The 25,010-nt window shown below is 67.3% G+C and carries 24 protein-coding genes; 18 read left to right on the forward strand and 6 right to left on the reverse strand.

Annotated features, from left to right (window positions below):
• Positions 1–281: 281 nt before the first annotated feature.
• From HNR00_RS16220 to HNR00_RS16230, 3 genes are all read right to left on the reverse strand, one after another.
• On the reverse strand, positions 282–677 hold the full coding sequence (locus HNR00_RS16220) for an SCO family protein (protein WP_183571160.1): 396 nt from the start codon (positions 675–677) through the stop codon (positions 282–284).
• Positions 678–797: 120 nt separating this feature from the next.
• Positions 798–1,442: an NrsF family protein gene (locus HNR00_RS16225; RefSeq protein WP_183571163.1), complete on the reverse strand. Its 645-nt coding sequence runs from the start codon at positions 1,440–1,442 to the stop codon at positions 798–800.
• Positions 1,439–1,996 (reverse strand): sigma-70 family RNA polymerase sigma factor, encoded by a 558-nt coding sequence (locus HNR00_RS16230; protein WP_183571274.1) that lies wholly within the window; start codon positions 1,994–1,996, stop codon positions 1,439–1,441. The genes HNR00_RS16225 and HNR00_RS16230 overlap by 4 nt, the downstream gene beginning before the upstream one ends.
• 1,029 nt (positions 1,997–3,025) lie before the next feature.
• Between HNR00_RS16230 and HNR00_RS16235 the strand changes: the two genes are divergently transcribed.
• The 18 genes from HNR00_RS16235 to HNR00_RS16320 all read left to right on the forward strand — a co-directional run bounded on the left by HNR00_RS16235 (position 3,026) and on the right by HNR00_RS16320 (position 22,597).
• Positions 3,026–3,349 (forward strand): hypothetical protein, encoded by a 324-nt coding sequence (locus HNR00_RS16235; RefSeq protein WP_183571165.1) that lies wholly within the window; start codon positions 3,026–3,028, stop codon positions 3,347–3,349.
• Positions 3,350–3,538: 189 nt separating this feature from the next.
• Complete coding sequence (locus HNR00_RS16240; RefSeq protein WP_183571167.1) at positions 3,539–3,772, forward strand: hypothetical protein; 234 nt, start codon at positions 3,539–3,541, stop codon at positions 3,770–3,772.
• Between the two features lie 238 nt (positions 3,773–4,010).
• Complete coding sequence (locus HNR00_RS16245) at positions 4,011–4,241, forward strand: hypothetical protein (protein ID WP_183571169.1); 231 nt, start codon at positions 4,011–4,013, stop codon at positions 4,239–4,241.
• A gap of 68 nt (positions 4,242–4,309) precedes the next feature.
• Positions 4,310–5,191 (forward strand): RNA polymerase sigma factor RpoH, encoded by an 882-nt coding sequence (rpoH, locus tag HNR00_RS16250; RefSeq protein ID WP_210306520.1) that lies wholly within the window; start codon positions 4,310–4,312, stop codon positions 5,189–5,191.
• A 1,127-nt stretch (positions 5,192–6,318) separates the two neighbouring features.
• On the forward strand, positions 6,319–6,672 hold the full coding sequence (locus HNR00_RS16255) for a FixH family protein (protein WP_312886069.1): 354 nt from the start codon (positions 6,319–6,321) through the stop codon (positions 6,670–6,672).
• Positions 6,673–6,770: 98 nt separating this feature from the next.
• The gene (locus tag HNR00_RS16260; RefSeq protein WP_246390723.1) at positions 6,771–7,238 is read left to right on the forward strand and encodes a FixH family protein; all 468 of its coding nucleotides are present in this window, start codon (positions 6,771–6,773) and stop codon (positions 7,236–7,238) included.
• Positions 7,238–8,749: an efflux RND transporter periplasmic adaptor subunit gene (locus tag HNR00_RS16265; RefSeq protein ID WP_183571173.1), complete on the forward strand. Its 1,512-nt coding sequence runs from the start codon at positions 7,238–7,240 to the stop codon at positions 8,747–8,749. The genes HNR00_RS16260 and HNR00_RS16265 overlap by 1 nt, the downstream gene beginning before the upstream one ends.
• On the forward strand, positions 8,746–11,940 hold the full coding sequence (locus HNR00_RS16270; RefSeq protein WP_183571176.1) for an efflux RND transporter permease subunit: 3,195 nt from the start codon (positions 8,746–8,748) through the stop codon (positions 11,938–11,940). The genes HNR00_RS16265 and HNR00_RS16270 overlap by 4 nt, the downstream gene beginning before the upstream one ends.
• 72 nt (positions 11,941–12,012) lie before the next feature.
• Entirely contained in the window at positions 12,013–13,008 is a 996-nt protein-coding gene (locus HNR00_RS16275; RefSeq protein WP_183571178.1) for an NAD(P)/FAD-dependent oxidoreductase, read from the forward strand.
• Between the two features lie 121 nt (positions 13,009–13,129).
• Complete coding sequence (locus HNR00_RS16280; RefSeq protein WP_183571180.1) at positions 13,130–13,411, forward strand: hypothetical protein; 282 nt, start codon at positions 13,130–13,132, stop codon at positions 13,409–13,411.
• A gap of 768 nt (positions 13,412–14,179) precedes the next feature.
• Complete coding sequence (locus HNR00_RS16285) at positions 14,180–14,557, forward strand: copper-binding protein (RefSeq protein WP_183571182.1); 378 nt, start codon at positions 14,180–14,182, stop codon at positions 14,555–14,557.
• A 24-nt stretch (positions 14,558–14,581) separates the two neighbouring features.
• Positions 14,582–15,019 carry a DUF411 domain-containing protein gene (locus tag HNR00_RS16290; RefSeq protein ID WP_183571184.1) on the forward strand — a complete coding sequence of 146 codons (438 nt, stop codon included), beginning with the start codon at positions 14,582–14,584 and terminating at the stop codon, positions 15,017–15,019.
• A 47-nt stretch (positions 15,020–15,066) separates the two neighbouring features.
• Positions 15,067–15,330: a hypothetical protein gene (locus HNR00_RS16295; RefSeq protein ID WP_183571186.1), complete on the forward strand. Its 264-nt coding sequence runs from the start codon at positions 15,067–15,069 to the stop codon at positions 15,328–15,330.
• A gap of 276 nt (positions 15,331–15,606) precedes the next feature.
• A complete protein-coding gene (locus tag HNR00_RS16300; protein WP_183571188.1) occupies positions 15,607–15,912 on the forward strand; it encodes a hypothetical protein in 306 nt (101 codons plus the stop codon).
• Between the two features lie 515 nt (positions 15,913–16,427).
• Entirely contained in the window at positions 16,428–18,803 is a 2,376-nt protein-coding gene (locus tag HNR00_RS16305) for a heavy metal translocating P-type ATPase (protein WP_183571190.1), read from the forward strand.
• Between the two features lie 324 nt (positions 18,804–19,127).
• A complete protein-coding gene (locus HNR00_RS16310; protein WP_183571192.1) occupies positions 19,128–20,189 on the forward strand; it encodes a tyrosine-type recombinase/integrase in 1,062 nt (353 codons plus the stop codon).
• Positions 20,190–20,738: 549 nt separating this feature from the next.
• Positions 20,739–21,902 carry a nucleoside triphosphate pyrophosphohydrolase family protein gene (locus tag HNR00_RS16315; RefSeq protein WP_183571194.1) on the forward strand — a complete coding sequence of 388 codons (1,164 nt, stop codon included), beginning with the start codon at positions 20,739–20,741 and terminating at the stop codon, positions 21,900–21,902.
• On the forward strand, positions 21,899–22,597 hold the full coding sequence (locus HNR00_RS16320) for a uracil-DNA glycosylase (RefSeq protein ID WP_024827161.1): 699 nt from the start codon (positions 21,899–21,901) through the stop codon (positions 22,595–22,597). Before HNR00_RS16315 ends, HNR00_RS16320 begins: the two co-directional genes overlap by 4 nt.
• On the opposite strand, the gene HNR00_RS16325 is transcribed toward HNR00_RS16320, so the two are convergent.
• Genes HNR00_RS16325 through HNR00_RS16335 form a run of 3 tightly spaced genes read right to left on the reverse strand, consistent with a single transcriptional unit; the run spans position 22,570 to position 25,008 of the window.
• On the reverse strand, positions 22,570–23,340 hold the full coding sequence (locus tag HNR00_RS16325) for a thymidylate synthase family protein (protein ID WP_183571196.1): 771 nt from the start codon (positions 23,338–23,340) through the stop codon (positions 22,570–22,572). The genes HNR00_RS16320 and HNR00_RS16325 overlap by 28 nt on opposite strands.
• Positions 23,312–23,998 (reverse strand): C1 family peptidase, encoded by a 687-nt coding sequence (locus tag HNR00_RS16330; protein ID WP_183571198.1) that lies wholly within the window; start codon positions 23,996–23,998, stop codon positions 23,312–23,314. The genes HNR00_RS16325 and HNR00_RS16330 overlap by 29 nt, the downstream gene beginning before the upstream one ends.
• Positions 23,995–25,008, reverse strand: a complete 1,014-nt coding sequence (locus HNR00_RS16335; RefSeq protein ID WP_183571200.1) for an ImmA/IrrE family metallo-endopeptidase — start codon at positions 25,006–25,008, stop codon at positions 23,995–23,997. The genes HNR00_RS16330 and HNR00_RS16335 overlap by 4 nt, the downstream gene beginning before the upstream one ends.
• Positions 25,009–25,010 lie beyond the last annotated feature (2 nt).

Raw genomic sequence — 25,010 nt, forward strand, 5'->3', positions numbered from 1 at the left:
ATCGTGCCGCTACGCCGTACACGAGTTGGTTTGCCAGACCGCTGGCCCGCGAGAGCGTTGGGTACTCTCGACCGGACGAGGCGAAGCGGTGACCGGGCGCCATGGTTCGCCGTCGATCAGCGACATGGCGGTGCCTGTCACAAAGCCAGCGCTGATGGGCGCCATCCAATACACACACGGCCGCCGTGTGGTTCAGCGCGCAGCCGCTGGAGACCGTCGGCACCTTCTCCACGAAGATCCGGTAGGCTTTCGTTGCGGCCGCAACTTCCTCGTGGGGTAAGTCAGCGCATGGAGGCGCGGGTTGAAGGCCTGCACGTATCAGGCGAGCGCCTCCCGCCTGTCGCGTTCGAGTCAACCGTGAAGAACACCACCTGCAGCCCGTCGGCATCGGGCCCGAGGTCCACCATCAACTGGGACAGGCTTGCCAGCGCAGTCGGGCACACGCCGGGGAAGTGGGTGAAACCGAAGAAGACCACCAGGAGCTTGCCCTGTAGGACGCGCGAAACGAGCATGGCTCCGGTATGGGTCACCACCCGAAAGGGACCGCCAATGTGGGGTCGACCGTCGGCCATGACCCAGCACTGCGGCGGAGCGGTCATGTAACTGACCGTTGTGAGGGCGATCACCAGGCCGGCCGCCGCGAGGGCCCCGTCTCGGATAACCTCCACCGAGTTCATCTCCGTTCGCAAGTCCAGGGCAGGGTGTGCTTGGCCCGCGCGGCCGGAGGGCTGCGGACCGGGCGGGCCAAGCGGAGCCCGCGTCTGCCTCCGGAGGGCGGCCACGCGAACTCGCGGACCTCACCAACGCAGGAGACGGGGTCCGAGCAGGGCTCCGGCAAGTGTGCAGAACGCAATGGTGCCGCCGTACCAGAGCGCCACGAAGGGAACGGAGTCGTCCATGCAATGGAGGGCGTACCCCATCGCGCTGATCCCTCCGGCGGCCAGCCCGACGAGCGCGCCCGTCCGGACGAGGTCGGTCGGCGCGGCGAACCGGCGGACGGCCCAGACCAGCACGGCGAAGGGCAGCACGCCAATGATCGGGATCGACACGAGGCACTCCAGCCACATGTGGCCAACGAGCATCCTGTCCCAGTGCGAACTCGGAGCCGAGGCGAGGCTGAGACCGGCCAGCAGCATGACGCCGAAGAACGGCGCCGCGGCGACCCAGGCCCGGATCCTGGTCTCGCCGCCCGGACGCGCGACCTTCGTCAACAGCCACCCGGCCAGGACGACGATGCCGGCGCCGAAGGCGACCTTCAGGAGCAGGAAGCCGAGCACCCCGGGGTGATGGAGGTCCGGCCTGACCCCGAGTAACAGAAGCGCGACGCAGAGCGCCGCCCCCGCGCCGAGCGCGGCGGCGAGGCCGAGGCCGCGCTTGAGCCGGCGGTGGTCGGTCGGCTCGATGTTGCTGCTGAGCATCTCGATCAGCTCGTTCGTTCTCATCGTGTCCTTCCTCGGCTAATCGCGGACGCCATGGCCTTGAGGCCACGATGGACGCTGACCTTGATGGCGGATTCCGACATGCCGGTTCGGCTGGCGGCCTCGGCGACGCTCAAGCCATCGAGCTTCACGTAGCGGATCGCGAACCGCATCTTCTCTGGTAGCTTGGCCAGGAGCCGATCGAGGTCATGCGCGCTCTCCACGCCAGCATGGTCGTCCTGCGCCGCGAAGTCGCCCGCATCCTCGATGGGCACATCGGCCATCGAGGGGCGGGTGTGGCGCAGGTGGTCGATCAGCTTGTAGCGGGCGATAGCCTGCACCCATGGGGTGAACGGCTGGTCCACGTCGTAGGTATGCCGACGCGTATGGATTGCCATCAGCGTATCCTGCACGAGGTCCTCCGCCTCGGACTGGCTTCGCCCGATGCGGGCCAGCTTACCACGGTAGTAGGCGCGCAGATGCCGGCTCAGTCGGTCGAGGACCGCCCGGTACGCGGCCGCGTCGCCGTCCAGGCTGGCCCTCATCAGGCCCCTGAGCTCTGCTTCACTGGCAATCATCATGCGCTCCTCACGAAGTTCGGGAGGCCTGCCTGAACGGTTACAATAGCCCGCTGACGCGATGGCAGCGGGGCCAAGTCGTGGCGGCTCCCGGCTCGGACCACCGCCTGATGGCTCGGGTCGGGCGCCGGGCTAGGAAGGGAAGGGCTGGGCGCGCGGGTGCGCGCCGAGAACAGCCGGCCATAGGCCGGGTCCTGGCCTTTCGATGCGTGCGGCGGCCTGTTATGCCGGGCCGGATGTCCTGGCTCCGGTCCCATTCCGTCTGCTCGTGGCTCCTGACCCTCGCCCTCGTGGCGGGGTTCGCGCTGCATGGCCTGCAGGCCGCGCATATGAAGGCGGCCATGCCCGCGGTCGCGATGCAGGGGCCGATGCCCGACGGATGCGACGGTTGCGATAAGGCAGGGAAAGCCCCCGCGGCCTGCTTGCTCCTGTGCGCTGGTTTCGTCGCCGTCGCTCCGGCGGCGCTCAGCCCGCGGATCGTCGGGGCCTCGTTCGCGTTTACGCTCGCCGATGTCGGGGGCACGGGCCTGCAAGGACCGCCCGATCCCCTGCCGCCCAAGAGCACCGTCCTAAGCTAGGCGCGCCGTCCGATCGGCGCCCTGACAGCCGCGCTTCCGGCGACAGCCCAGGCGCGGGCCTGTGCCCGGGTCTCTTATCGAGGGTCCGGCCCTTACAGCATTCCAGGACGAGACCGATGTCATCCCACCAGGCATTGGCTGGGCGCCCAGTTTACCGCGCATGGTTGAGCCGGATGTGCCGGACAGCGGGCGTCGCCCGTACAGCCCCTGTTGTAACGAAGGGCCCATCGCCTCCGAACTCGGCATCATGGATGAGATATCGCCGGCGGTTCGTGAGGGGCATTGCGGCTTCTTGCCCCTCAGGGCGATACGATCCTCACGGCCGTGGAGCGCGCTCTTCGCGCGACGCGGCGGCGCGCGGCGCCAACCTATACCAGCCGAGCGCTACCGATACCTGGCCGAACCTGAGCGGGGTGGATCGGGTGCGCACGGGGCCGCCGAGGGGAGGGCCATGGGCCGCGGAGACCCGGGTTCGCGGCAAAGCCTCATCGGGCTCGGAGACCGCGTCGCGACGCTCGCCGAGGGTGCTCGGGCCCAGGCGAAGCCACCGAAGCGGACCTACGTCATCTTCCAGGCCCGGTTCGCCCGGGACCTGTTCTGCGCGGTGCCGACAAGCCTGCCGATCCCGGACTTCCTCACCGGTGCGGCGTGGCGGTTCCGGGGCACCCTCGGCAAGAGAGGCTTCATGCCGCCGGGCTTCAAGGCGGCATCGGCCCGGAAGGCGGCCAACCGTGACGGATTCTACCTGTTCTCCCCACCGTGCACTCAGGATTGAGGCCTGCCCGACCGCGCGCATCCTCGCCTCCGGCGGAGGAGCGGTCCCCATCGAGGGGCGATCGCGGAGATCCTCGCGGCGCCGGCTGAGCCCCGTAATAAACTCTGAGGGTGCTGTAACGGCTTCCGCGAGAGGTCCGAAATCAAGGGCAGAGGCGTCAAGCCTCAAGGTAAGCAAAAGAGTCCCGCCATGAAGAGCAAGATGATCCCCGTTTTTGCCGGCATCGCCATGCTTGCCGGGCTGCCGGGTTACGCCCTCGCTGGGTGGATGGACAATGTCCCGCCCCGCTTCCGACCTGGGGCGCACCAGACGGCACCCCGCAACCTCGAAACGCCGGACGCCGTCCGCACCACGGGGGCGGTCAACGTCGCGCCCGGTCGCCCTGCGACCCGTCAGCCGGCGCGGCCAGGCGCGCACTTCTGACGCGACGGCCCGAGCCGCGTTGAGCCGGCGCCGGCCCGCTGGGGCTGAACGCACGAGCACCGCGCCTGCCCGCCATCGTAGGTTCGGGGGAACTGCCGCAGGGCCGAAGCTTGGCATGTCGCCGTGCCGCGCCTTGGCACTTTCCGTCCAAGAAGCATTCAGATCCATGACGCCTCGCGGCGAAGCTAGTGGATCAAGGCGGCACGTAGAAGAAGTCTCACTAGAAGGATTCACGGCCATGAAATCTTCAGCCATAGCCCTTGGGATTGCCGCCGCGATCACGGCGGCAACACCATACGTTGGCTTCGCCGGCCCGAACGGTATCGACACCATCAAGCTCTACGAATTGAACAGGCGGCATTCCGCTGCCTCGACGCCCAACGTCAACCTGGACGTGAGCTCGACGGGTTCGGTCAACGGCATCCCTCGTCGGGAGTACACGGACCGCCGGGGGCGTGGCCGACAGTGATCAGACCTGGACCGACCCCGCATCCAGCCCGGGGAACATCGGCGGCACCCGTCGTGCGGAACATCTCCTTGTCGGTCTCGCCTGAGTTCGGGATCCCGCCCCGCTATCTCGGCGAGATCCGCAGGTTCCCGATGCTGGAGCCGACGGAGGAGTTCACCCTCGCCAAGAGCTGGCGCGACCATGGGGACCGCGAGGCGGCCCATCGGCTCGTCACCTCGCACCTGCGCCTCGTCGCGAAGATCGCGATGGGCTACCGCGGCTACGGCCTGCCGATCGGCGAGGTGGTGTCCGAGGGCAATGTCGGCCTGATGCAGGCGGTCAAGCGCTTCGACCCCGAGAAGGGCTTCCGGCTGGCCACCTACGCGATGTGGTGGATCAAGGCGGCGATCCAGGAATACATCCTGCGCTCGTGGTCGCTCGTGAAGATGGGCACCACGGCCAACCAGAAGAAGCTGTTCTTCAACCTGCGCAAGGCCAAGGGGCGCATCTCGGCGCTCGACGAGGGCGATTTGCGTCCCGAGCAGGTCCAACAGATCGCCACCTCGCTCGGCGTGCCCGAGCAGGACGTGATCGACATGAACCGCCGCCTGTTAGGCGACACCTCGCTCAACGCCCCTTTGCGCAAGGAGGGTGAGGGCGAGTGGCAGGACTGGCTGGTGGACAACTCGCCGAGCCAGGAGACGGTGCTCGCCGGCGAGGAGGAAGGGCAGAACCGGCTCGCGGCTCTGCGCGACGCGCTCTCCGTCCTCAACCCGCGCGAGCGCCGCATCTTCGAGGCGCGGCGGCTGGCCGACGACCCGATCACCCTGGAGGATCTCTCCGGCGAGTTCGGCGTCTCCCGCGAGCGCGTGCGCCAGATCGAGGTGCGCGCCTTCGAGAAGGTTCAGGAAGCGGTCAAGAAGAACCTCGCCGTGCTCGAGTTGCCGCAAGTCCGCGCGCAAGCCGCCTGACCGCTGGCCTTTTGGCGTGCGCGGACAAGCCCCGAGCCGGGCGACCTGCCGCCTGGGCGCTCGTCACGGCCCTGACCCGGATTTCCGCATCCCGCGTACGACCTGACATCTCGACGAAGATGCCTCGGGCCGACTCACCAAGCAGGCCAACGACATTCAACGCTCTCCGTTGTCGCAAGAAGGCGTGTAACCATCGATCTGCCAACCTCGAAGTAAAGAAAGTAAAGCCGCGAATTAAGACATTGTGGCCCATCTTCGGAGTGCACTCGTGAATAATTATTTCGTGGTTGTTTTGGCTCTCGCGGCCTCCGCGGCGCCCGCATCAGCCAGTCCTTCCTCCGGCACCTGGGCTCCTGCCGCAGCGGCAGCGGTCTTCCAAGCTCAATCGACTCCTGGCCTCGGCCCACAGGCGACCGGGAGCTTACCCAGTGACTCTCGCGTGAAATTGGATGCCCGGGACGTGCTCGGCCGGGATATGCGGAGCAGCACGCGTGGCAATGCGCAGTTTCCTGAACGAGCGCCGGAGGCACAGAACCTCGGCGACACCTCCGGCGGCCCGCAATACTGACGAGGCGCTGGGAGCCACCCTCGCGCCAGCAGCGCTCGCAGTCACGAAGGCAAGCCATCGAATGTAACGAAATAATCCAGCCCCCCGAACTTGAGAGCAATGGCGCAGAACGGATGGCGCCTCCCAGGAAACGGAGACACGTCATGAAGCTCACGGTTGGCATCACCCTTGTCTCACTGACCTTGGCCGGTGCGGCATCCGCCGCGCCGGGATTACAGGCACGAACTGGCCCGCAGCGACACCACCATGATCGGCCTTCGGCTCACGCACTGCGCGAGCCGGCGACGACCGGAACCATCGCCGGCAGCATTGGACGCGTTCGGGTCTCTCGCGACGTGCAGGGGCGCGATTTCCGAAGCAGTACTCGCGGAAATGCGCAGTTCCCGGAGCGTCCGCCAGTCCAGCAGAACCTCGGTGGCACAACAGGCGGCCCTGAGTTTTGAGCGTCCTACCTTACACGCCTCCGCTGGCCGCAGCACGTGCTGCGGCCAGTCCCGCACAGCGGCGCCTTCCATTGTGGCGTGCTCTCGCGCTGACTCCGTTTCTCATAAGCGCCGGCGTGACCTTCGCGTCGTCCTTTAGCCGCGACGCTTCGCCCCATTACGCCTTCGAGCTCGTCGAGCGCGAGGTGAAGCAGGGTTATGGCACGACCATCCTGGTCCGGCTCGTCGACGAGCGCACCGGCAAGGTGGTTCCGGACGCGGTCTTGTTCATCAGCCGCATCGACATGTCGCCTGACGGGATGGGCGCGATGACGGCGCCGTTGGAACTCCAGGCCGATACGCTGCCCGGCTACTACCGTTTCGAGACCGACCTCTCAATGGAGGGCGGCTGGGCGCTCACACTCGCGGCCAAGATCCCCGGCCTTCCAGACCCAGTCCAAGGCAGGCTCGTCCTGCAGGCAGTGCCATGATGCATCAGAACACGCCCTTTCGTGACTTCGAAGAGTTCGAGACCGCCCCCCGCGGTGGTCGAGCAATTTGGATCGTGGGCATTGCTTTGTTTGCCACGATGCTCCTGGCTGCCGTCGCCCTCGGCTACGGCTTGGGGCGTGGGACCTGGGCGGTCCCGAGCTCAATCACCGCGCACGTGCCCGCCGCGGTCGTCGGCTGGCTGCCGGCCTCGGGAGCTGCCCCCGCCAGCGCCGGCACGCCGGTCGCGCTCAAGGACTATGCCTTCGAGCTGACCGAGGCCCAAGCGAAGCAGGGCGAGGCGGTCCTGACCGTGCGCCTCGTGCACAAGCCGACGGGCAAGCCGGTCGCGGATGCGGTCGTGTTCGCACACCGCCTCGACATGACGCCCGCGGGTATGCCGACCATGACGACGGAGCTGGAGCCGCAGCCCGCGACCGAGCCGGGCCTCTATCAGTTCGCAACCAATCTTACGATGAGCGGCGACTGGCAGCTCTCGCTGGCCGCCAAGGTGCAGGGCCAGACCGGCACCGTCCAGACCAAGCTCGCGCTCAAGGCGATACCGTGATGGACCAGATGACACCGTTCGAGGTCGGCGAGGCGCGTGGGCGCCGGGATACCAGCCGAAGCCTCATCTCCTGGTTCATCGGGCTCGTGGCCGTGCCGACCGCGCTCGTGGGCGCCCTCGTCCTCGGCCTGAAGGTCGGCGAAGCCCGCTGGCCCCTGCCAGCCTGGCTGCCGGCCTCGATCTCCGCGCTCCTCGTCCGGGACGAGGTGGGCCCGGCACCGGACGCACCCGTCCTCTACTACCGCGATCCCGACAAGGCGCTCTACGCGCTGGCTCCAGCCAAAACGCCCGATGGCCGCGACTACCGGCCCGTGCGCGTCGGCGCGGATGTGGACTTCGAGCCCAAGGCGGCGGAGCAGGCCGGTGTCAGCCAGACCGGCATGGCCCAGGCCGGGGATAAGAAGGTTCTCTACTACCGCAATCCGATGGGTCTGCCCGACACCTCACCGGTTCCGAAGAAGGACTCGATGGGGATGGACTACATCCCCGTCTACGAGGGCGAGGCCGAGGAAGGCAACACCGTCAAGATCTCGCCCGGCAAGGTCCAGCGCACCGGCGTCCGCTCCGAGAGGGCCGAACGTCGCGTCGTCAGCCGAGCCGTGCGGGTGCCCGGCACCGTGACGCTTGACGAGCGTCGCGTCACCGTCGTGGCGACCCGCTCGGATGCCTATGTTGACAAGGTGGAGAACGTCACCACCGGCGACCGCGTCCGCAAAGGGCAGCCGCTGGTCGACATCTACTCGCCCGAGATCAATGCCGCGGCGGCCCAGCTCATCGCCAACCCGGGCTTCGACGGCTCGCGCCGACGCCTCCAGAACCTGAACGTCCCAGCCGAGGTCATCGCCGAGATGGAGCGCACGCGGAAGGTGCCGATGGCCATCACTTGGTCCTCGCCCCGCGACGGCCTCGTGCTGCAGCGCACCGCTATTGAGGGCATGAAGGCCGCGGCCGGCGACACCCTGTTCCGGATCGCCGACATCTCGGTGATGTGGGTGCTGGCCGACGTGCCCGAGTACGACCTCGGCAATGTCAAGGTCGGCCAGTCCGTCAGCGTGCGCGTGCGCGCGCTCCCCGGGCGCAGCTTCACCGGCAAGGTCGGGCTGATCTATCCGCAGGTGAACACGCAAACCCGCACCACCCGCGTGCGCATCGAGTTGCCGAACCCCGACGGGGTACTGCTGCCCGACATGTACGCCGACGTCGAGATCGGGACCGGGGCGACGAAGCCCGTCGTCGCGGTCCCGAACGATGCCGTCATCGACACGGGCGCACGCCAGGTCGTGCTCGTCGACAAGGGCGAGGGTCGCTTCGAACCCCGCGAGGTCAAGGTTGGCGCCCGCGGCGAGGGCTACACCGAGATCCGCGAGGGAGTGCAGGCTGGCGAGCAAGTCGTGACCGCGGCCAACTTCCTGATCGATGCCGAGAGCAACCTGAAGGCGGCATTGCAGAGCATGGCCGCGCCCAAGTCCCCCGCCGAGCCCCGGGCGCAGGCCGAGGAGAAGGCAGAATGATCGCGCGCCTCATCGGCTGGTCGGCCCGCAACCTCGTCTTAGTCCTGATCGGCACCGTGTTCGTGGTGGCGGCTGGTCTCTACAGCGTGCGCACCCTGCCGCTCGACGCCATCCCGGATCTCTCGGACGTGCAGACCATCGTCTACACCGAATACCCAGGTCAGGCGCCCCAGGTCATCGAGGATCAAGTCACCTACCCGCTCACCACCGCCATGCTGACGGTGCCGAGGTCGAAGGTGGTGCGCGGCTTCTCGTTCTTCGGCGTGTCCTTCGTCTACGTGATCTTCGAGGACGGCACCGACCCCTACTGGGCCCGCTCGCGCGTGCTCGAATACCTGAGCGCGGCGGGCAAGCGCCTGCCGTCCGGCGTGACGCCGACGCTCGGCCCCGACGCCACGGGCGTGGGTTGGGTCTACCAATACGCCATCGTGGCCAAGCAGCAGACGCTCGCCGAGCTGCGCTCGCTGCAGGACTGGGTCGTCCGCTTCGGCGCCTCGCGCGCCGAGGGTGTGGCCGAGGTCGCGGGCGTCGGCGGCTTCGTCAAGCAGTACAACGTCGTCGTCGACCCGAACCGCCTGCGCGCCCAGGGCATCAGCCTCAGCAAACTCCGGGAGGCGATCCGGTCGAGCAACGCCGACGTCGGCGGCCGCACGGTCGAACTCTCCGAGTTCGAGTTCATGGTGCGCGGCCGCGGCTACCTGAAGAGCGTCGCCGACATCGAGAACATCGTGCTCAAGACCGCTGGCGGCACGCCGCTGCGGGTGCGGGACGTCGCCCGGGTCGAGCTCGGGCCGGACGAGCGGCGCGGTATCACCGAGATGAACGGTGAGGGCGAGGTCGCCGGCGGCATCATCCTGCAGCGCTTCGGCGCGAACGCCCTCAACGTCATTGAGGGCGCCAAGGCGCGCCTCGCCGAGGTGGCGGCCAGCCTGCCCAAGGGCACCGAGATCCTGCCGGTCTACGACCGCTCGCAACTCATCGAGGCGGCCATCGAGACGCTCAAGGGGACACTTGTCGAGGAGAGCGTCATTGTGGCGCTCGTCTGCATCGTGTTCCTGCTGCACCTGCGCAGCGCTCTGGTGGCCATCCTGATGCTGCCGGTCGGCATCCTGATGGCACTCGGCGCCATGCATCTCCTCGGGATAGGCGCCAACATCATGAGCCTGGGCGGCATCGCCATCGCGGTCGGCGCCATGATCGACGCCGCCATCGTGATGATCGAGAACGCCCACAAGCACCTGGAGCGGGCGCCCCCAGGCAAGCCCCGGGTCGAGATCCTGGTCGAGGCGGCGGCAGAGGTCGGCCCCTCACTGTTCTTCTCGCTCCTCGTGATCACGGTCTCGTTCCTGCCCATCTTTACCCTGGAGAGCCAAGAGGGGCGGCTGTTCGGACCGCTCGCCTTCACCAAGACCTTCGCCATGGCAGCAGCGGCCCTGCTCTCGGTGACGCTGGTCCCGGCGCTGATGGTGCTGTTCGTGCGGGGCCGCATCATCCCGGAGCACAAGAACCCCCTCAACCGCTTCCTGATCTGGGTCTACCGGCCGGTCATCCATGGCGTACTTCGGGCCAAGGTCCTGACCATCTTGCTCGCGTTCGTGACGCTCGGCGCCACGATCTGGCCCGCGCGCCAACTCGGCTCCGAGTTCATGCCGGACCTGAACGAGGGCACCCTGATGTACATGCCCACGACCTTGCCGGGCATCTCGGTGACGAAGGCAGGCGAGTTGCTGGCGACGCAGGATCGCATCATCAAGTCGTTTCCCGAAGTCGCCTCGGTCTACGGCAAGGCGGGGCGCGCCTCGACGGCGACCGACCCCGCGCCGACGGAAATGTTCGAGACCATCATTAGCCTCAAGCCGAAGAGCGAGTGGCGCCCGGGCGTGACGCTCGCGAGCCTGAAGGCGGAGATGGATCAGGCGCTCCAGTTCCCGGGCGTTTCGAACGCCTGGACGCAGCCGATCCGTGCCCGCATCGACATGCTGGCCACCGGCATCCGCACGCCGGTCGGCATCAAGGTCTACGGCAAGGATCTGGCCGAGATGGAGAAGGTCTCCCGCGAGGTCGAGGCGGTGGTGCGGGCCGTGCCGGGCACGTCGAGCGCGTACGCGGAGCGCGTGATCGGCGGCTACTTCCTCGACATTACGCCGGACCGCGAGGCGCTCGGGCGCTACGGCCTGATGGTCGGCGACGTGCAGGACGTCATCGCGACGGCGCTCGGGGGTGATACGGTCACCAACACGGTCGAAGGCCGCGAGCGCTATACCGTGAACGTGCGCTATCCGAGGGCCTTCCGCTCGGACCCGCAAGCCATCGCGACTGAGGTGCAGGTGCCCATGCCGGATGGCGGTACCGTGCCGCTCGGCGAGGTCGCCAAGGTGCAGCTCACCCGGGGGCCGACCTCGATCCGAACCGAGAACGGGCAACTCGCGGTCTACATCTTCGTCGACATAACGGGCCGCGACCTCGGCGGCTACGTTGCTGAGGCGCGCCAAGCTGTGGCGAACGAGGTCAAGCTTCCCCAGGGCACGACGCTCCAGTGGAGCGGCCAGTTCGAGTACCTGGAGCGAGCCGAGGCCCGGCTGAAGATCGTCGTGCCAGTCACCCTGCTGATCATCTTCCTGCTGCTCTACCTGAACTTCCGGCGCCTGACCGAAACACTGATCGTGATGCTGTCCCTGCCGTTCTCGCTGGTGGGCGGGGTCTGGCTGCTGTGGTGGATGGGCTTCAACATGTCGGTCGCGGTGGCGGTGGGCTTCATCGCGCTCGCCGGCGTCGCCGCCGAGACCGGCGTCATCATGCTGATCTACCTCGATCACGCCTGGGACGAGCAGCGCGCCGAGGCTGCCGCCGCGGGCCGCGAGGTGACGCGTGCGGACCTTTACCGGGCCATCATGGTGGGCGCGGTCGAGCGGGTGCGGCCGAAGATGATGACGGTTGTCGCCATCATGGCCGGGCTCGTGCCGATCCTGTGGAGCACGGGCGCGGGCTCGGAGGTGATGCAGCGGATCGCGGTGCCGATGATCGGCGGCATGGTGTCCTCGACGGTGCTGACCCTCGTCGTCATCCCGGCCATCTACGGCCTAGTGAAGGCGCGCGGGCTTCCACACCGGGCTCGGTCCGGGACCGGGGCGGCGAGGCCCGACCGAGCCGAGGTTCGCGTGCAGCCTCCGCCGGTCAATCCTGCCGAATGAGCGCGGAACTGCCCCCGCAACTCCGGTCATCGGGACGAGCAGTCATCCGCAAACGGGAGGAAGTCGGAAACCATGCCGCGGAGCGTCCTGGATTGTCTCGTGATTGGCGGTGGACCGGCTGGCCTGACGGCCGCCATCTACCTGGCCCGGTATCGCAGGCGCTTCCAGGTGGTTGACGCCGGCCGGAGCCGGGCCGTCCTGATCCCGACCTCGCATAACCACGCGGGCTTTCCCGAGGGCATCAACGGGCGGGTGCTTCTAGGCCGGATGACGGAGCAGGCGCGCAAGTACGGTGCGCATATCGTCCCGGGTTCCGTCACGCGCCTGGAGCGCCGGCCAGACGGCGTCTTCCTCGCCACGCTCGACGGGGAGCCGATCCCGGCCCGGACTATCCTGCTGGCGACCGGCGTGGTCGACCGGGAGCCGGAACTGCCGGCTGTGTCGGACGTGATCCGGCGTGGGCTGGTGCGCCATTGCGGGATCTGCGACGGCTACGAGGCGATGGGCCAGCGCGTCGGAGTCATCGGACAGGGCAACAGCGGCCTGCACGAAGCCCTGTTCCTGCGGACCTATGCCTCCGACATCACCCTGCTGTCACTTGGTCGGCCCCTGACGCTGACGGCGGAGGAGCGCCGGCAGGCGGCACAGGCCGAGATCGCGGTCGTCGAGGAGCCGGTCAGGCGCGTGGTCGTCGAGGGGGATCAGGTCCGTGCACTCAATATGCTCAGCGGGGTGTGCCGGTCGTTCGACGTGCTCTACGCGGCGCTGGGCAGCGCGGCCAGGTCCGAGCTTGTTCGTGGCCTCGACACGCATCTGGACGACAAAGGCTGCGTGGTGACGGACGAGCACCAGCGCAGTTCGACGGATGGACTATTCGCCGCCGGCGACGTGGTGCGCAGCCTCGACCAGATCAGCGTCGCGATGGGCCAGGCCGCCATCGCCGCGACGGCGATCCACAACCGGCTACGCGGGGTTCCATCGCCGAGAGAGGCGCCCGACGACACCCTCTCGTTCTCACCCCAGGACCTGTGCACCTGCTGTTCGCCGCTCGATGCAAGACGGCGCTGAGTCTCTGCACGGGCGCCATTGCGATGCGAGTGGTCAGGGGTGAAATCCCTCGGCGCCCGCGGCCCTGCCGCGGCGACCCACTCGGTTAGCGCTCGCTCTCGACCTCGGAGCTCGTTCCCGCATGCTGAACGCTTCTCAAGTGACGAGCCTTGCAACGCACGCGCTGGAACTGATGATCGGCGTCGGTGCCATCCTCGGACTCGTTCTCCTGACGCGTGGTCGTCGTGCCGAGTTCGGGCTGGTACTCATGGCCGCAGCCATGGCCGTCGTGGTCCGGAAACCGCGCGTGCAGTTGGGGATGGTCGGGATCGGCGCCTATGTGGCCCGCTTCCTGGGTGGTCTGTGGCTGTTACTCGGCCCCGGATCACCGGGTCCTGGCGGACCGGCAGCACCCCGCGGATGAGTGGCCGACAGCGTGCGGCGAAGGGCGAGCACAGGTTCTCGCGCACGGCCCCGAAGCCCCGCACGCTCTTGTCGAGAGTGCTTCCGTGTCGGTTACCAGCGTCAGCCCGGACCGATCTGTTTGGTCAGTCTCTCCGGAAAACACTCCTCCTGTAACTGTTCGCCTGCCATTCAGAATTCATACAAGACGCAGCACGCGCCAAGGAGAACCAGGGAAGGACTTGGCATGGAGCGCATGTTTTTGCGCTACTCCTTGGAGAACTCATTACGTCGACCGGAGCGATCTACGCCTCTGGGGGTTGGGTGGACATCGTCCCGCCCCGTATTCGTCCGGGTGCACACCGAAACCCGTCCCGGGCACCGGAGCCGGTCGATAGCGGCTCGGTGACGGGATCGGTCAACAAGACGCCTGCCCGATCCAAGCGTCCCTCCCGGCCAGGCCACGCGGGAAGCCCTAACGCGACGGCTATGCTGTGAGCCGTGCTCCTGCGCAAGAAGGGCCGGCGAGCGGCAATCGCGTGCGCACCTGGCACCGGATTGCGCCGAAGCACGGTACAAACGTTTCTCTCATCCGGGCGTGAAAAAGCGCAACTGTCGGCCGCCCGCAGATAGGAGGTCGGCGAGTTGTAACCTTTCCCGGACCGGGTCCGAAGTTTGTTGTGAAGGGGCCGCACGCGCGTGGCCTCCGCCTCGAAGGAGCATCCAGGATCTCGCGACGGTGGCGCCCTTGGTGCCCCGGCCAGCCGGACCAGGAAGGGAAGGAACACCGATGTCTGATTTTGGCCAGTCGAGCCGAAAGGGTGCGCTGACCGCGGCCGTCGCCGCGCTGCTGCTTGCAGGAGGCGTTGAGGCGCAGGCCGCGCCGATGGGCGACATGCCCGGTATGAGCGGCAAGGCTGGCGCGGAGAGCGGAAAGCAGCAGACGGCCAGCGCCACTGGAACCGTCTCGGCCGTGAACGCGAGCCAGCACAAGGTGACCTTCGACCACGAGCCGATCCCGGCGATCAACTGGCCCGCCATGCACATGGAGTTTCCGGTCGCCCAGTCGGTCGATCTCTCGAAGGTCAAGCCGGGCGAGAAGGTCAAGTTTACCCTAAGTGGGAGCAAAGGTTCCTACACCGTTCAGTCGATCACTCCGGCCCAGTAGGGCAAACAGGCCGGAGGGCACGCTATGATTCACCGCCGTACGCTCCTCGGCGTTCTTCTTGCAGTGACCGCGCCGTCCATGGCCGCGGCGGAAGGCGCCCCGACCGCCATTCTCTATAAGAACCCCCAGTGCCAGTGCTGCGACGCCTACGCCAAGGTGCTCCAGAGCAGCGGGATTGCGGTCACCGTCAAGGAGACTCCCGCGCTTGCGGCGCTCAAGCGCGAGCACGGAGTGCCCGAGCCGCTCCAGGGCTGCCATACGCTGCTCGTCGACGGCTACGTCGTCGAGGGGCACGTGCCAATCGCCGCCGTCAAGCGGCTACTAGCTGAGCGGCCCGCCATCAGGGGCATATCGCTGCCGGGCATGCCGGCGGGCTCGCCGGGCATGGACGGGGAGAAGATGGGGCCGTTCACGGTCTACGAGATCGGCGACAGCACCCCGAAGGTCTTCGCGCGCGAGTAGCGCGAAGGCAGGACTATCTCGAAACGCACATTCGACAGGAGAAGTCTATGTCCAAGATCTTGCAACTCGCACCCGCCGCTCTCGGCCTTGCTCTGTTTGCCGGCATCGCCGCTGCCTCGGCCGAACCAGCCACGAACCCTGCGCCCTCCGACAAGGGGACGATGGGCGGCATGATGCAGGGTGACGGCATGATGCCGATGATGCAGGAAATGTCGAAGATGATGGGGAACTGCAACAAGATGATGCAGACCATGATGGACCGGCAGAACCAGGGCGGGTCTGGCCAGCAGAATCCGGATAGGCGCGGCTGAGCCAGGGACGCGCGCTGGCCCTTTGCCCATGAGGGCCACGCACGCGGACCGGGCCTACCGCGCCCGTGATTGGATTGTCGGCCGGCGAGTTCCGCCCACAGCTGAGCTTTATGCTCCACCTTGCGGGGTCCACTCTGGGCAACCGTCCTGGCCCCCTTGCCCCGGCCTGCATCATCTCAGCCGGTCGGGGCCTTTTACCACGAACGGGAGGCCAGCGCCCGGTTCTCGTAGTTCCAACGGATCGGGAAAACCGGATTTGCAAACGAGGAACTCACGATGCCTAAACAGGATTGGCGCAAGAGCCCGAACGTCGCAACCGGGCCGAGTACCGCTCCCGAGCCTTCGGCGACGCAAACCCGCGTTCGCGGTGGAACGGGCTGCGGCATGGGTCGTGGTTCTATGGCCATGATCGTGGCGGTGCTGAGCGGTGTGGCGCTCGGGGCAATCCTGTTCGACGGAGGAGCAGAGGGTGTTGCCCAGGTCGGCGGCTGGGCGTCCCTGGTGTTCCTGCTGCCCTGCCTGCTGATGTCCGGGGCCATGATGATGATGGGCGATAGCTCCGGGTCGGACCGCAAGCGCTAAGGTGCACCGCGGGTTGCCCGTCCTCTAACGCCCGGGTGGTGTTGGCCGGCTCTGCCGTGCTCAGGAGGATCGAACGGTGAGCGATCGGGAGCGAAGGAGTATTGACCTTCGTCGGATCGCCGTTGTCACCGTGTCGGGTTCGGGCATCTTCGCCGGCGGCCCTGCCCGGACGCTCGAATGCCCGCTCCCGCACCCTACGGGAACTCCGACCGCGATTGAGCAGACGGCTGAGGACGTTCGGACTTACGCAGAGTTGCTGGCGGTTCAGGGCACCGGGGCAGTGCCGGAGATCGTCTCGCAGCTGAGACAGGCTCATCCCGGTGCTACGGCCGCCGAGATCGTGAACGTCTTGGTGACCGATTACTGTCCCATCGTGAACGGGAACGCATGCCTGGAAGAAGGGCATAGAGGGCACACTACACGGCATTCTCCTCGCGTCTCATGCAGAAGCTGGCCGCGGGTGACGGGCGGTAGCCGCGGCCCGGGCGAAACTGCGGCTGAGGAGGTCATCGCTTATGTTGAAGGATCCTGGCGAGAGCACGCGACCCGACGCCGCCGACGTCCATGAGCAGGTCAGGGATCCTGTTTGCGGGATGATGGTCGACCCGAGCACGACAGCGCATCGGCGTGATCTCGGCGGGGCGACATACCACTTCTGCAGTGCCGGCTGCGCGGGCAAGTTCGCGGCCGATCCGGACCGGTACCTGAACCCGCCCGATCAGGACCCCGCAGTCCAGCAGCCGGCTCTGGGCTCGCTCGCTGAAGCGGCGGAGGGGGCGGTGTGGACCTGCCCGATGCACCCGCAGGTACGTCGCCCCAGGCCTGGCAGTTGCCCGATCTGCGGCATGGCCTTGGAGCCGGCCGCACCGACCCCGGAGGAGGGCCCCAACCTCGAACTCATCGACATGACCCGGCGCTTTTGGGTCAGCGCTGCCCTGTCGATACCCCTGCTGGCGCTCGCCATGGGTCACGAACTCCTCGGCTGGACCCTACTGCCGGCCAGGACCTCGACCCTTGTCCAGCTCGGCCTCGCAACCCCTGTGGTGCTGTGGGGGGGGTGGCCGTTCTTCGAGCGGGGGTGGGCCTCAGTTCGGACGCGCAACCTCAACATGTTCACGCTGATCGCGCTCGGCGTCGGCGTGGCCTACGCCTACAGCACCGTCGCCGCTCTCGCGCCCGGTCTGTTTCCAGTCTCGTTCCGCTCGCCTATGAGCGGCGAGGTGCCGATCTACTTCGAGGCCGCCGGCGTCATCGTCACCCTCGTCCTGCTCGGCCAAGTGCTCGAACTGCGCGCCCGCTCTGCGACCGGCCGCGCCATCCGGGCCCTGCTCGGTCTCGCGCCGAAGACGGCCCGCATGGTGCATGACGACGGACGCGAGGAGGACGTGCCGCTCGACCTCGTCTCGGCAGGCGCCATACTCCGCGTCCGCCCGGGCGAGAAGGTGCCAGTTGACGGCAAGGTCGTCGCGGGGCGCTCTGTCGTCGACGAGGCGATGCTGACAGGCGAGCCCGTGCCCGTCGAGAAGGGCCCCGGCGATACGGTCACAGGTGCCACCGCCAACGGGACGGGCGGTTTCCTCATGCGCGCGGAGCGCGTCGGGCAGGAGACCATGCTGGCACAGATCGTCCGGATGGTGTCGGAGGCGCAGCGCTCGCGCGCGCCAATCCAGGCGCTCGCCGACATCGTCTCGGGCTGGTTCGTACCCGGGGTGATCACGATCGCCGTGCTCTCTTTCACCGTCTGGAGCCTGTTCGGCCCGGCACCTGCCTTCGCCTTCGGCCTCGTAAACGCGGTCGCCGTGCTGATCATCGCTTGTCCCTGCGCGCTCGGGCTTGCCACGCCGATGTCGATCACGGTGGGCACGGGCCGAGGCGCCCAGGCAGGTGTGCTGGTCAAGAACGCGGAGGCGCTTGAGCTGATGGAGCGCGTCGACACGCTCGTCGTGGACAAGACCGGTACGCTGACCGTCGGCAAGCCGCGCCTCGTCTCCGTTCTGCCGGCCTCGGGCGTGCCGGAAGACGAATTCCTGCGCCTTGCCGCGAGCCTTGAACGCGGCAGCGAGCACCCGCTCGCGGCGGCGGTGGTCGCGGGCGCGGAGGAGCGGGGCTTACGGCTCGCCGACGTGACCGACTTCCGGTCGGAGACCGGCAAGGGTGTGATGGGTCGGGTCGACGGTCGCTCCGTGACCCTGGGCAACCGCGGCCTTCTGGAGGCTCTACGGATCGATCCGGCCGACCTGGAGCGCGAAGCCGAGAGGCTGCGGTCTGACGGGCAGGGCGTGATGTTCGGTGCCGTCGATGGGCGCGCCGCAGGCCTCTTGGTCGTCGCCGATCCGGTCAAGGACAGCGCCCCCGGGGCCGTGCAGGCCCTGCGCGCCGATGGCGTCCGCATCGTGATGCTGACCGGCGACAACCGGACGACTGCGGAGGCGGTCGCTCGCCGGGTCGGCGGTATCGACGAGGTCGTCGCCGACGTGCTCCCGGACCAGAAGCAGGCGGTGGTCGAGCGGCTTCGCGGGCAGGGCAAGCGGGTCGCTATGGCGGGCGACGGGATCAACGATGCGCCAGCGCTCGCTGCGGCGGATGTCGGGATTGCCATGGGGACCGGCACGGACGTGGCGATGGAGAGCGCGAGCGTCACACTCGTGAAGGGGGACCTCGGCGGTATTGTTCGGGCTCGCCGCCTGTCCCGCGCGGTCATGCGCAATATCCGCCAGAACCTATTCTTCGCCTTCGTGTTCAACGCGCTCGCCGTCCCGGTTGCCGCGGGCGCGCTCTACCCATTCACCGGCACCCTGCTCAGCCCGATGATTGCGGGCGCAGCCATGGCATTGAGCTCCGTCTCCGTGATCGGCAACGCGCTCCGCCTGCGAACGGCGCGCCTGTCCTGAAACGAGATTGTACACGGGGAGCGCTCGCTTAAGGAACTGCCGTCCGTTCTCTGAACCGCGCCGGGTTCTCCGGAGGCTGTTTGATTTGGGTCAGGTGGCGAGGGCCTGCCCCTCGGCCTGAGCGAAGTAGCGCGCTTCCGCCTCAGAGGCAGGCATGTTGCTGACTGGCTCGAGCGGCCGGAGATTGTTGGACCGGCGGCTGGTCTGAATGTGGCGAACTCGACCGCCTCGACGGAGCGCCACGGCTTTTAAATTGGCTATGATAATGCAGTTTATCGCAGAGAATTTGTGGATCGTTAGGATCCGGGCGGTTAAGCTCGCACCATGACGCTTGACGCCGCCGATCTTGCCCCGGAGCCGCCTCGCGGCTCAACCATCCTCGCCGTCTCGTTCGCGGGCGCGCTGCCGCCGGGCCTTGAGGTTTTGGTCGAGCGGCTCGAGCAGCACGCCCGCGCCGCGCGCGGCGCGTTCGCCGACAACACCGTGCGCGCGCTGGCAGCCGACAGCCGCGTCTTCGCGGAGTGGTGCCGAGAGAACGGGCGCGAGATGCTGCCGGCGTCGCCCGAGACGGTCGTCGCCTTCATCGACGCCCAGGCGGAGCTGAAGTCCCGCGCCACGGTCGAGCGCTACCGCTCCTCGATTGCCGCGCTCCATCGCGCCGCCGTTTTGCCGAACCCGTGCGACGACGAGGTCGTACGCTTGGCCATCAAGCGCATCAGCCGAGCCAAGGGCCGGCGGCAGAAGCAGGCCGAGCCGCTCAACCGGCCAAGCGTCGAGAGGATGCTCGCGGTGAAGGCGACGGAGCGGCTGCACCGGCGCGTGGCGGAGGGCGAGCGGGAGGTGCCGCTGATCGCGCTGCGGAACGCCGCGCTGATCGCAGTCGCCTACGACACACTGCTGCGCCGCTCCGAGCTCGTCTCATTATATATAGGGGATCTGCAGCGCGGGGCGGACGGTTCGGGGACCGTCCTGGTCCGCCGCTCGAAGGCTGATCAGGAGGGCGAGGGCGCGATCAAGTATCTCGCGCCCGACACGATGACGCGCGTCGAGGCTTGGCTCGCGACGGCGAGGCTGGAGAGCGGCCCGCTGTTTCGGCCGCTCACCAAGGGTGGTCGACCGGGCAGGGCGGCGCTCGGCGGCGCCGAAGTCGCGCGCGTGTTTCGCGAGGTCGCTGCTGCAGCCGGGCTGAAACTCCCTCGCCTCCCCTCCGGACACTCGACCCGGGTCGGGGCGACGCAGGACATGTTCGCGGCCGGGTTCGAACTGCTCGAGGTCATGCAGGCGGGTTCCTGGAAGACGCCGGCGATGCCCGCCCGCTACGGAGAGCGGTTGAGAGCTCAGCGCGGAGCAGCCCGCAAGTTGGCGACCTTGCAAAATCGTGCGTAGCGCGCCAGAATTACTGAGATTGCTCAAGGCTTAGGCAATTCTCAGCGCAATATTCTTGTTATTATTGACAAGTATTGCAAGCATGCTCAGGTTTTATCCGGGATAGCGGCTCAAATCTGCTTCGTAGCTCTCGCACTGGAGGCTCCCCCCGTCACGCCTTCTCACGCAATGCTTGGCTTCGTCCGCTATTCCTCGAGCGCGAGGTCGAGGGCGTAGGTCGGTAAGCGGAACTCCTCGAACGCGATCCCTAACACTCCCCTCTCGGTGGCGCGGGGCGCAGAATGCGTTGGCCATGGTGGTGGAAAGGCCGTCCGAGAGCGGAGGAGGGCGGGGGCTTCGTGACGGGGCGGGTGCCTGAGAGAGATCTTGGCACCCGACGCCCCTTCCCGTGCGCACTGCCTCCGAGCCCGCTCGGGCATTGACGGGCCGCTGATGGCTCTGCCAACGTCAAGTTCGACGAGGGCCCGGTTGCTAAGGGGGAATAGATAGCGGCGTTGGCGTCGGCCATGTCGGAGCCGGAGGAACCGTGATCCAAGGAGCGTTTGTTGCATGACTGACGAGGCCTTCGCTCCCCTCACCATCGCGGACTACGCGGCTCAGGCGGCGCTCACCGACCAGCGCAGTGACGGCGGTTCCCTAGCCTTCCCGCTGCTCGGCCTTTTCGGCGAAACCGGAAGCCTTCTCAGCGAGGTCAAGAAAAAGCAGCGCGATCGTGCCTCCTACCGCGGCTACGCGGGCGCCGTCGTCGAGGAGCTCGGCGACGTCCTCTGGTATCTGGCGGCGGTCGCGTCCCGCGTGAACGTCCGTTTGTCCGATGTCTTCGTTGAGGCTGCACCCACAATCGGCACCAACGGCCATATCACACTGGCTTCCTTACAGCCCGCCATCATGCCCCGAGCGGGTGAGCCGACCATCGCATTCGAGCGCACGCTGCTGAAGCTGGCAGGCGAAATCGGGCTCCTCGTGATGGATCTCCAGGAGCAAGGAACGGAGACGCGCAATCACCTTTCGAGCAGCCGTTTGGCGGTCATCGCACGCACGCTTATCCAAGCCGCCAACGAGGCCGGTGTCACGCTCGAGGCGGCAGCGGTCAAGAACCTCGCCAAGATCGCCGATCGCTGGCCGCGCGAGCGCCACTATCCGGCTCCTCTCGACGCGAACGCGGAGCCTGAGGAGCGCCTACCACGCAGGCTCACCATCGAGATCTTCGAGCGGCAAGTTCGAGGGCGCACCTTCGTCTTCCAGCGCTGCAACGGCATCAACATCGGGGATCGGCTGACCGACAACGCCATGGCGGCCGATGACTACCGGTTCCACGATGCCTTCCACTACGCCTACGTTGCCGTGCTGGGCTGGTCGCCGGTCACCCGCGCGCTCTTCCGCCTAAAGCGTAAGTCCGCTCCGAAGGTCGATGAGGCGCAGGATGGCGCCCGCGCTACGCTGATCGAGGAGGGGATCACCACGTGGATCTTCGGGCAGGCGGTTGAACTCGACCTGTTTGCCGGTATGAAGCCGGGCGACTTGCCGTTCGACCTCCTGAAGCACGTCCGGCAGTTCGTGGCGGGCTACGAGGCGGAACGGTGTCCGCTGTGGCTCTGGGAAGAAGCCATTCTGCAGGGCTACGCGGCGTTCCGCTTCCTCCGCGAGCATCGGCGCGGACGTCTCATTCTCGACCTGGACAAGCATCAGATGACGATCGAGCCGCTTTCGTGAAGACGCCTCGCACCTTTGCCGACACTCTCGCCGACACGACGCTCAAGTCGGTGTTCAATCCCTATCGCGATCACTGCGTTCTCCACGATCGCGATGACGGTGCGCGCGTCCGCAAGCGCAATCTGGTTCACTGCCTGGAGGCGGCGATCGAGGCGAAGGTCGACACGATCTGGATCGCCCGCGATCTCGGCTATCGCGGGGGTCGGCGGACCGGGGTACCACTCACCGACGAGGTTCACCTGACATCCGCCAGCGCGCTCCTCGGCGGGATCGCGCTCGACCGCGCCACGCGCGGCCCCATCGTCGCCGAGCGCACGGCCGCAGTTGTCTGGCGGGTCCTCTCCCGAGTCGGCGCGCCTGTCGTCCTCTGGAACGTCTTCCCGCTACATCCGCACGAGCCCGACGACCCGCTCTCCAACCGTTGCCACACTCGTGCCGAGCGTGACGCCACCTGGCCGTTTCTGACAGCGCTCATCGGCATGATCGCGCCGCGTCGGATCGTGGCGATTGGGCGCGATGCCGGCTTGGCGCTCTCCGGGATCGAAATCCCGGTGATGACGGTCCGCCACCCGAGCTACGGCGGGCAGTCGGAGTTCATCGCCGGCGTCCATGCGATCTATGGGGTGAATGAGCAGCTCACTGCTCCGCAGTTGCCCTTGCTGGCGGCTCAGGCTGCGAGCGGAGCAATTGCCTGATCGAACCGCGCGAGAAGAGCCTTGATCTCCCCGCGCATGGCGCCGCCGGGCTGGTCGATCTTCGCATGGGTCGAAATCACGGTCAGCGGACCCACCTCCATCCCAGTCTCGCGGGCGACGAAGGCCATCAGGCGGCCCAGGCCGATCAGATTCCCCAGCAGCTTCTCGACGTAGTAATGGTTTCGATACTGAGCCGTGAGCGTCACCTTGCGCGGTGATCCGGGAACGACCTTGAAGCTCAGGAAGCTGAGGCACTGACCACCGTAAGGAGAATTGTCGACATCGCGGATGGGATCGAACAGCGAAAGCTCGAACTTGTTGAGCGCCCGCACGCTGTCGTCGTTCATCCGCTCGACAATGTCCCAGAGCTGGTTGGGCGGAACGCCCGCGGTTCCCTGGTAGGCGATCATCCGCTCGAAATAGTAGCCGGACCACCGACCGCCGCGGCGCACTTTCGGCAAGACCCGATCGTTGAACACGTCGAAGAACGCCGGCGCGCCGTGCCGCAGGTACAGCGAGGTCGGAAAGATCGTGTTTGCGACCGTCTCGATCGGTTTCGCCCGATCGGCGAGGAAGCCGTCGACGGCTGCCACGCCCGGATGTGCGACCGTCGACGCCGCCGTCGGATCGTCGATGTCGATGATCACGTTGTAGGCTTCGTGATTGCGCATGTGGTCGACATGGCGCACCGCTTCGCGCCAGGCGCTCGCGCAGTCAGGCTGCGAGGGGACGGGCAGATACATCGACATCCTCCGTAAGAAGCGCGGCCCCGAATAGGCGCGGCACGATGAACCCTTCGGTCAGCCAGCCATGGCCGCCGACGCCCCAACCCGGACCCCAGCTATTGCGCACGAGGATCGCGCGTGCGCCCCGGATCGTCCCGTGACCGACCGCGACCACGGCGTGCCGCCGCGCGGGGTCGGGCGCCTCACCAGCCGCCGGCTGAACCACCCCTTCAGGTGTGGGCATGTAGAAGGATCGCGACAGCCTCAGCAGCAGGATGACCGGACGATCCGCTTCGAGCTCGGCAACAATCGCATCGATGGCGTGAGCATGAGGTGCGCCAGCCCGTCCGAACCGCGGGCCAACGGCCGCGGGCGGGGACCACAGCGCAGGATCGGCAGGCATCGCAGCGAGATACGGCCACCCGGTTTCCTCCGGCTGCCCCTCCTGACGCAGTGTCGCCAGCATCGCGGACAGCGTCGCGCCCTGTTCCGGCAGACGTCCGGCGCGTTGCTGTGCGTGGTAGAAGGCGAACTCGCACGACAGCGGCGACCACCCCGGCCGCAACGCGGCATGCGCGTCGCTCGCCGCGAAGGCGAGGCAGGTCGGGCGCGATGCTTGGTTGCGGGCCGCTCCGAATGCGGACCGCAGGTCCTTGAGAATGGTCACGGAGGTCATGCGGCTTCGAGCAGCCTCCGCCGCTCGGCCCGCGAGAGGCCTTCCTCTTCCGGTCCCGTCAGGTCGAAGTCGAGCTGCAACCGGGACAGCGGCGGATCGGGCTCCCAGGGCCGCCGCTCGTCGAGCTGCAACGATCCCCGCCGGCCTTCCTCGGGCGCCGCGGTCACGCGACGGATGACCGGGCCGCCGATACCATCGCCATCGATGGCTTCCGTCGCATCGCGAACGACCGCAAAACCGCTCGCCGCGAGCTGCTCGATGTTCCAGATGTAGCCGCCCCCGCTGTGCTCCTTGAGGCGGAGCACGAAGACGTCGTTTCGGCTCCCGTCGATACGGGTGCCGGCATCGCGCTCGGTCAGCAGCCAGACATCGCCCCGATAATCCTGGGGTCGATAGTCCTGCAACAACGCGACCTTCAGCTCGCGCGGCTGCGTCTGCTGAAGCTCCCGTGCCAGCGCTGCCGCGATCATCCGGTGGCGCACAAGCGTCCAGCACGTCGCTTCGTAGCTGGCGCCGAGCCGCAGAGCGAGCTGGTACACCCGGTTCGGCCGCCGGAAGTCGTCCACTGTCCAACCCTGACGCGCGGCATGCCATTGGATCAGCCAGCGCGGCATCATGAACCCAACCGCGAACGCGTCGGCCTCGACCTCCTGGAAGTCCTCTGCCGGTGCGCCTGCCATCGGCATGCGTCGCAGGATGCTCTCGTCATCGAGGCTCGGCAGATGCTTCATGGTGTAGTGGCCGAGTTCATGCGCGGCGGTGAAGCGCTGGATCGCCATCGGCCGCTGCGTCGTGACGAGAACGCCCGGTGCGGGGTCACTTAGATAGGCGCCAAGCAACCCTTGCAGGGGGCGCAGCAGCAGCGGCAGATCGAGGGTGTGGATCGCGCCGAAGACATCGACGGACCCACCCTGCGCCTCGACCATAAGACGCAGGTCAAGCGCTTGATGAAGGCGCGCGGCCGCCATGGTTCCGGCCCGTACCGCACCTGCATAATCGCCGGCGGCCATGC

This window comes from Methylorubrum rhodinum, from assembly GCF_014199935.1.
Taxonomy (GTDB): Bacteria; Pseudomonadota; Alphaproteobacteria; order Rhizobiales; family Beijerinckiaceae; genus Methylobacterium; species Methylobacterium rhodinum.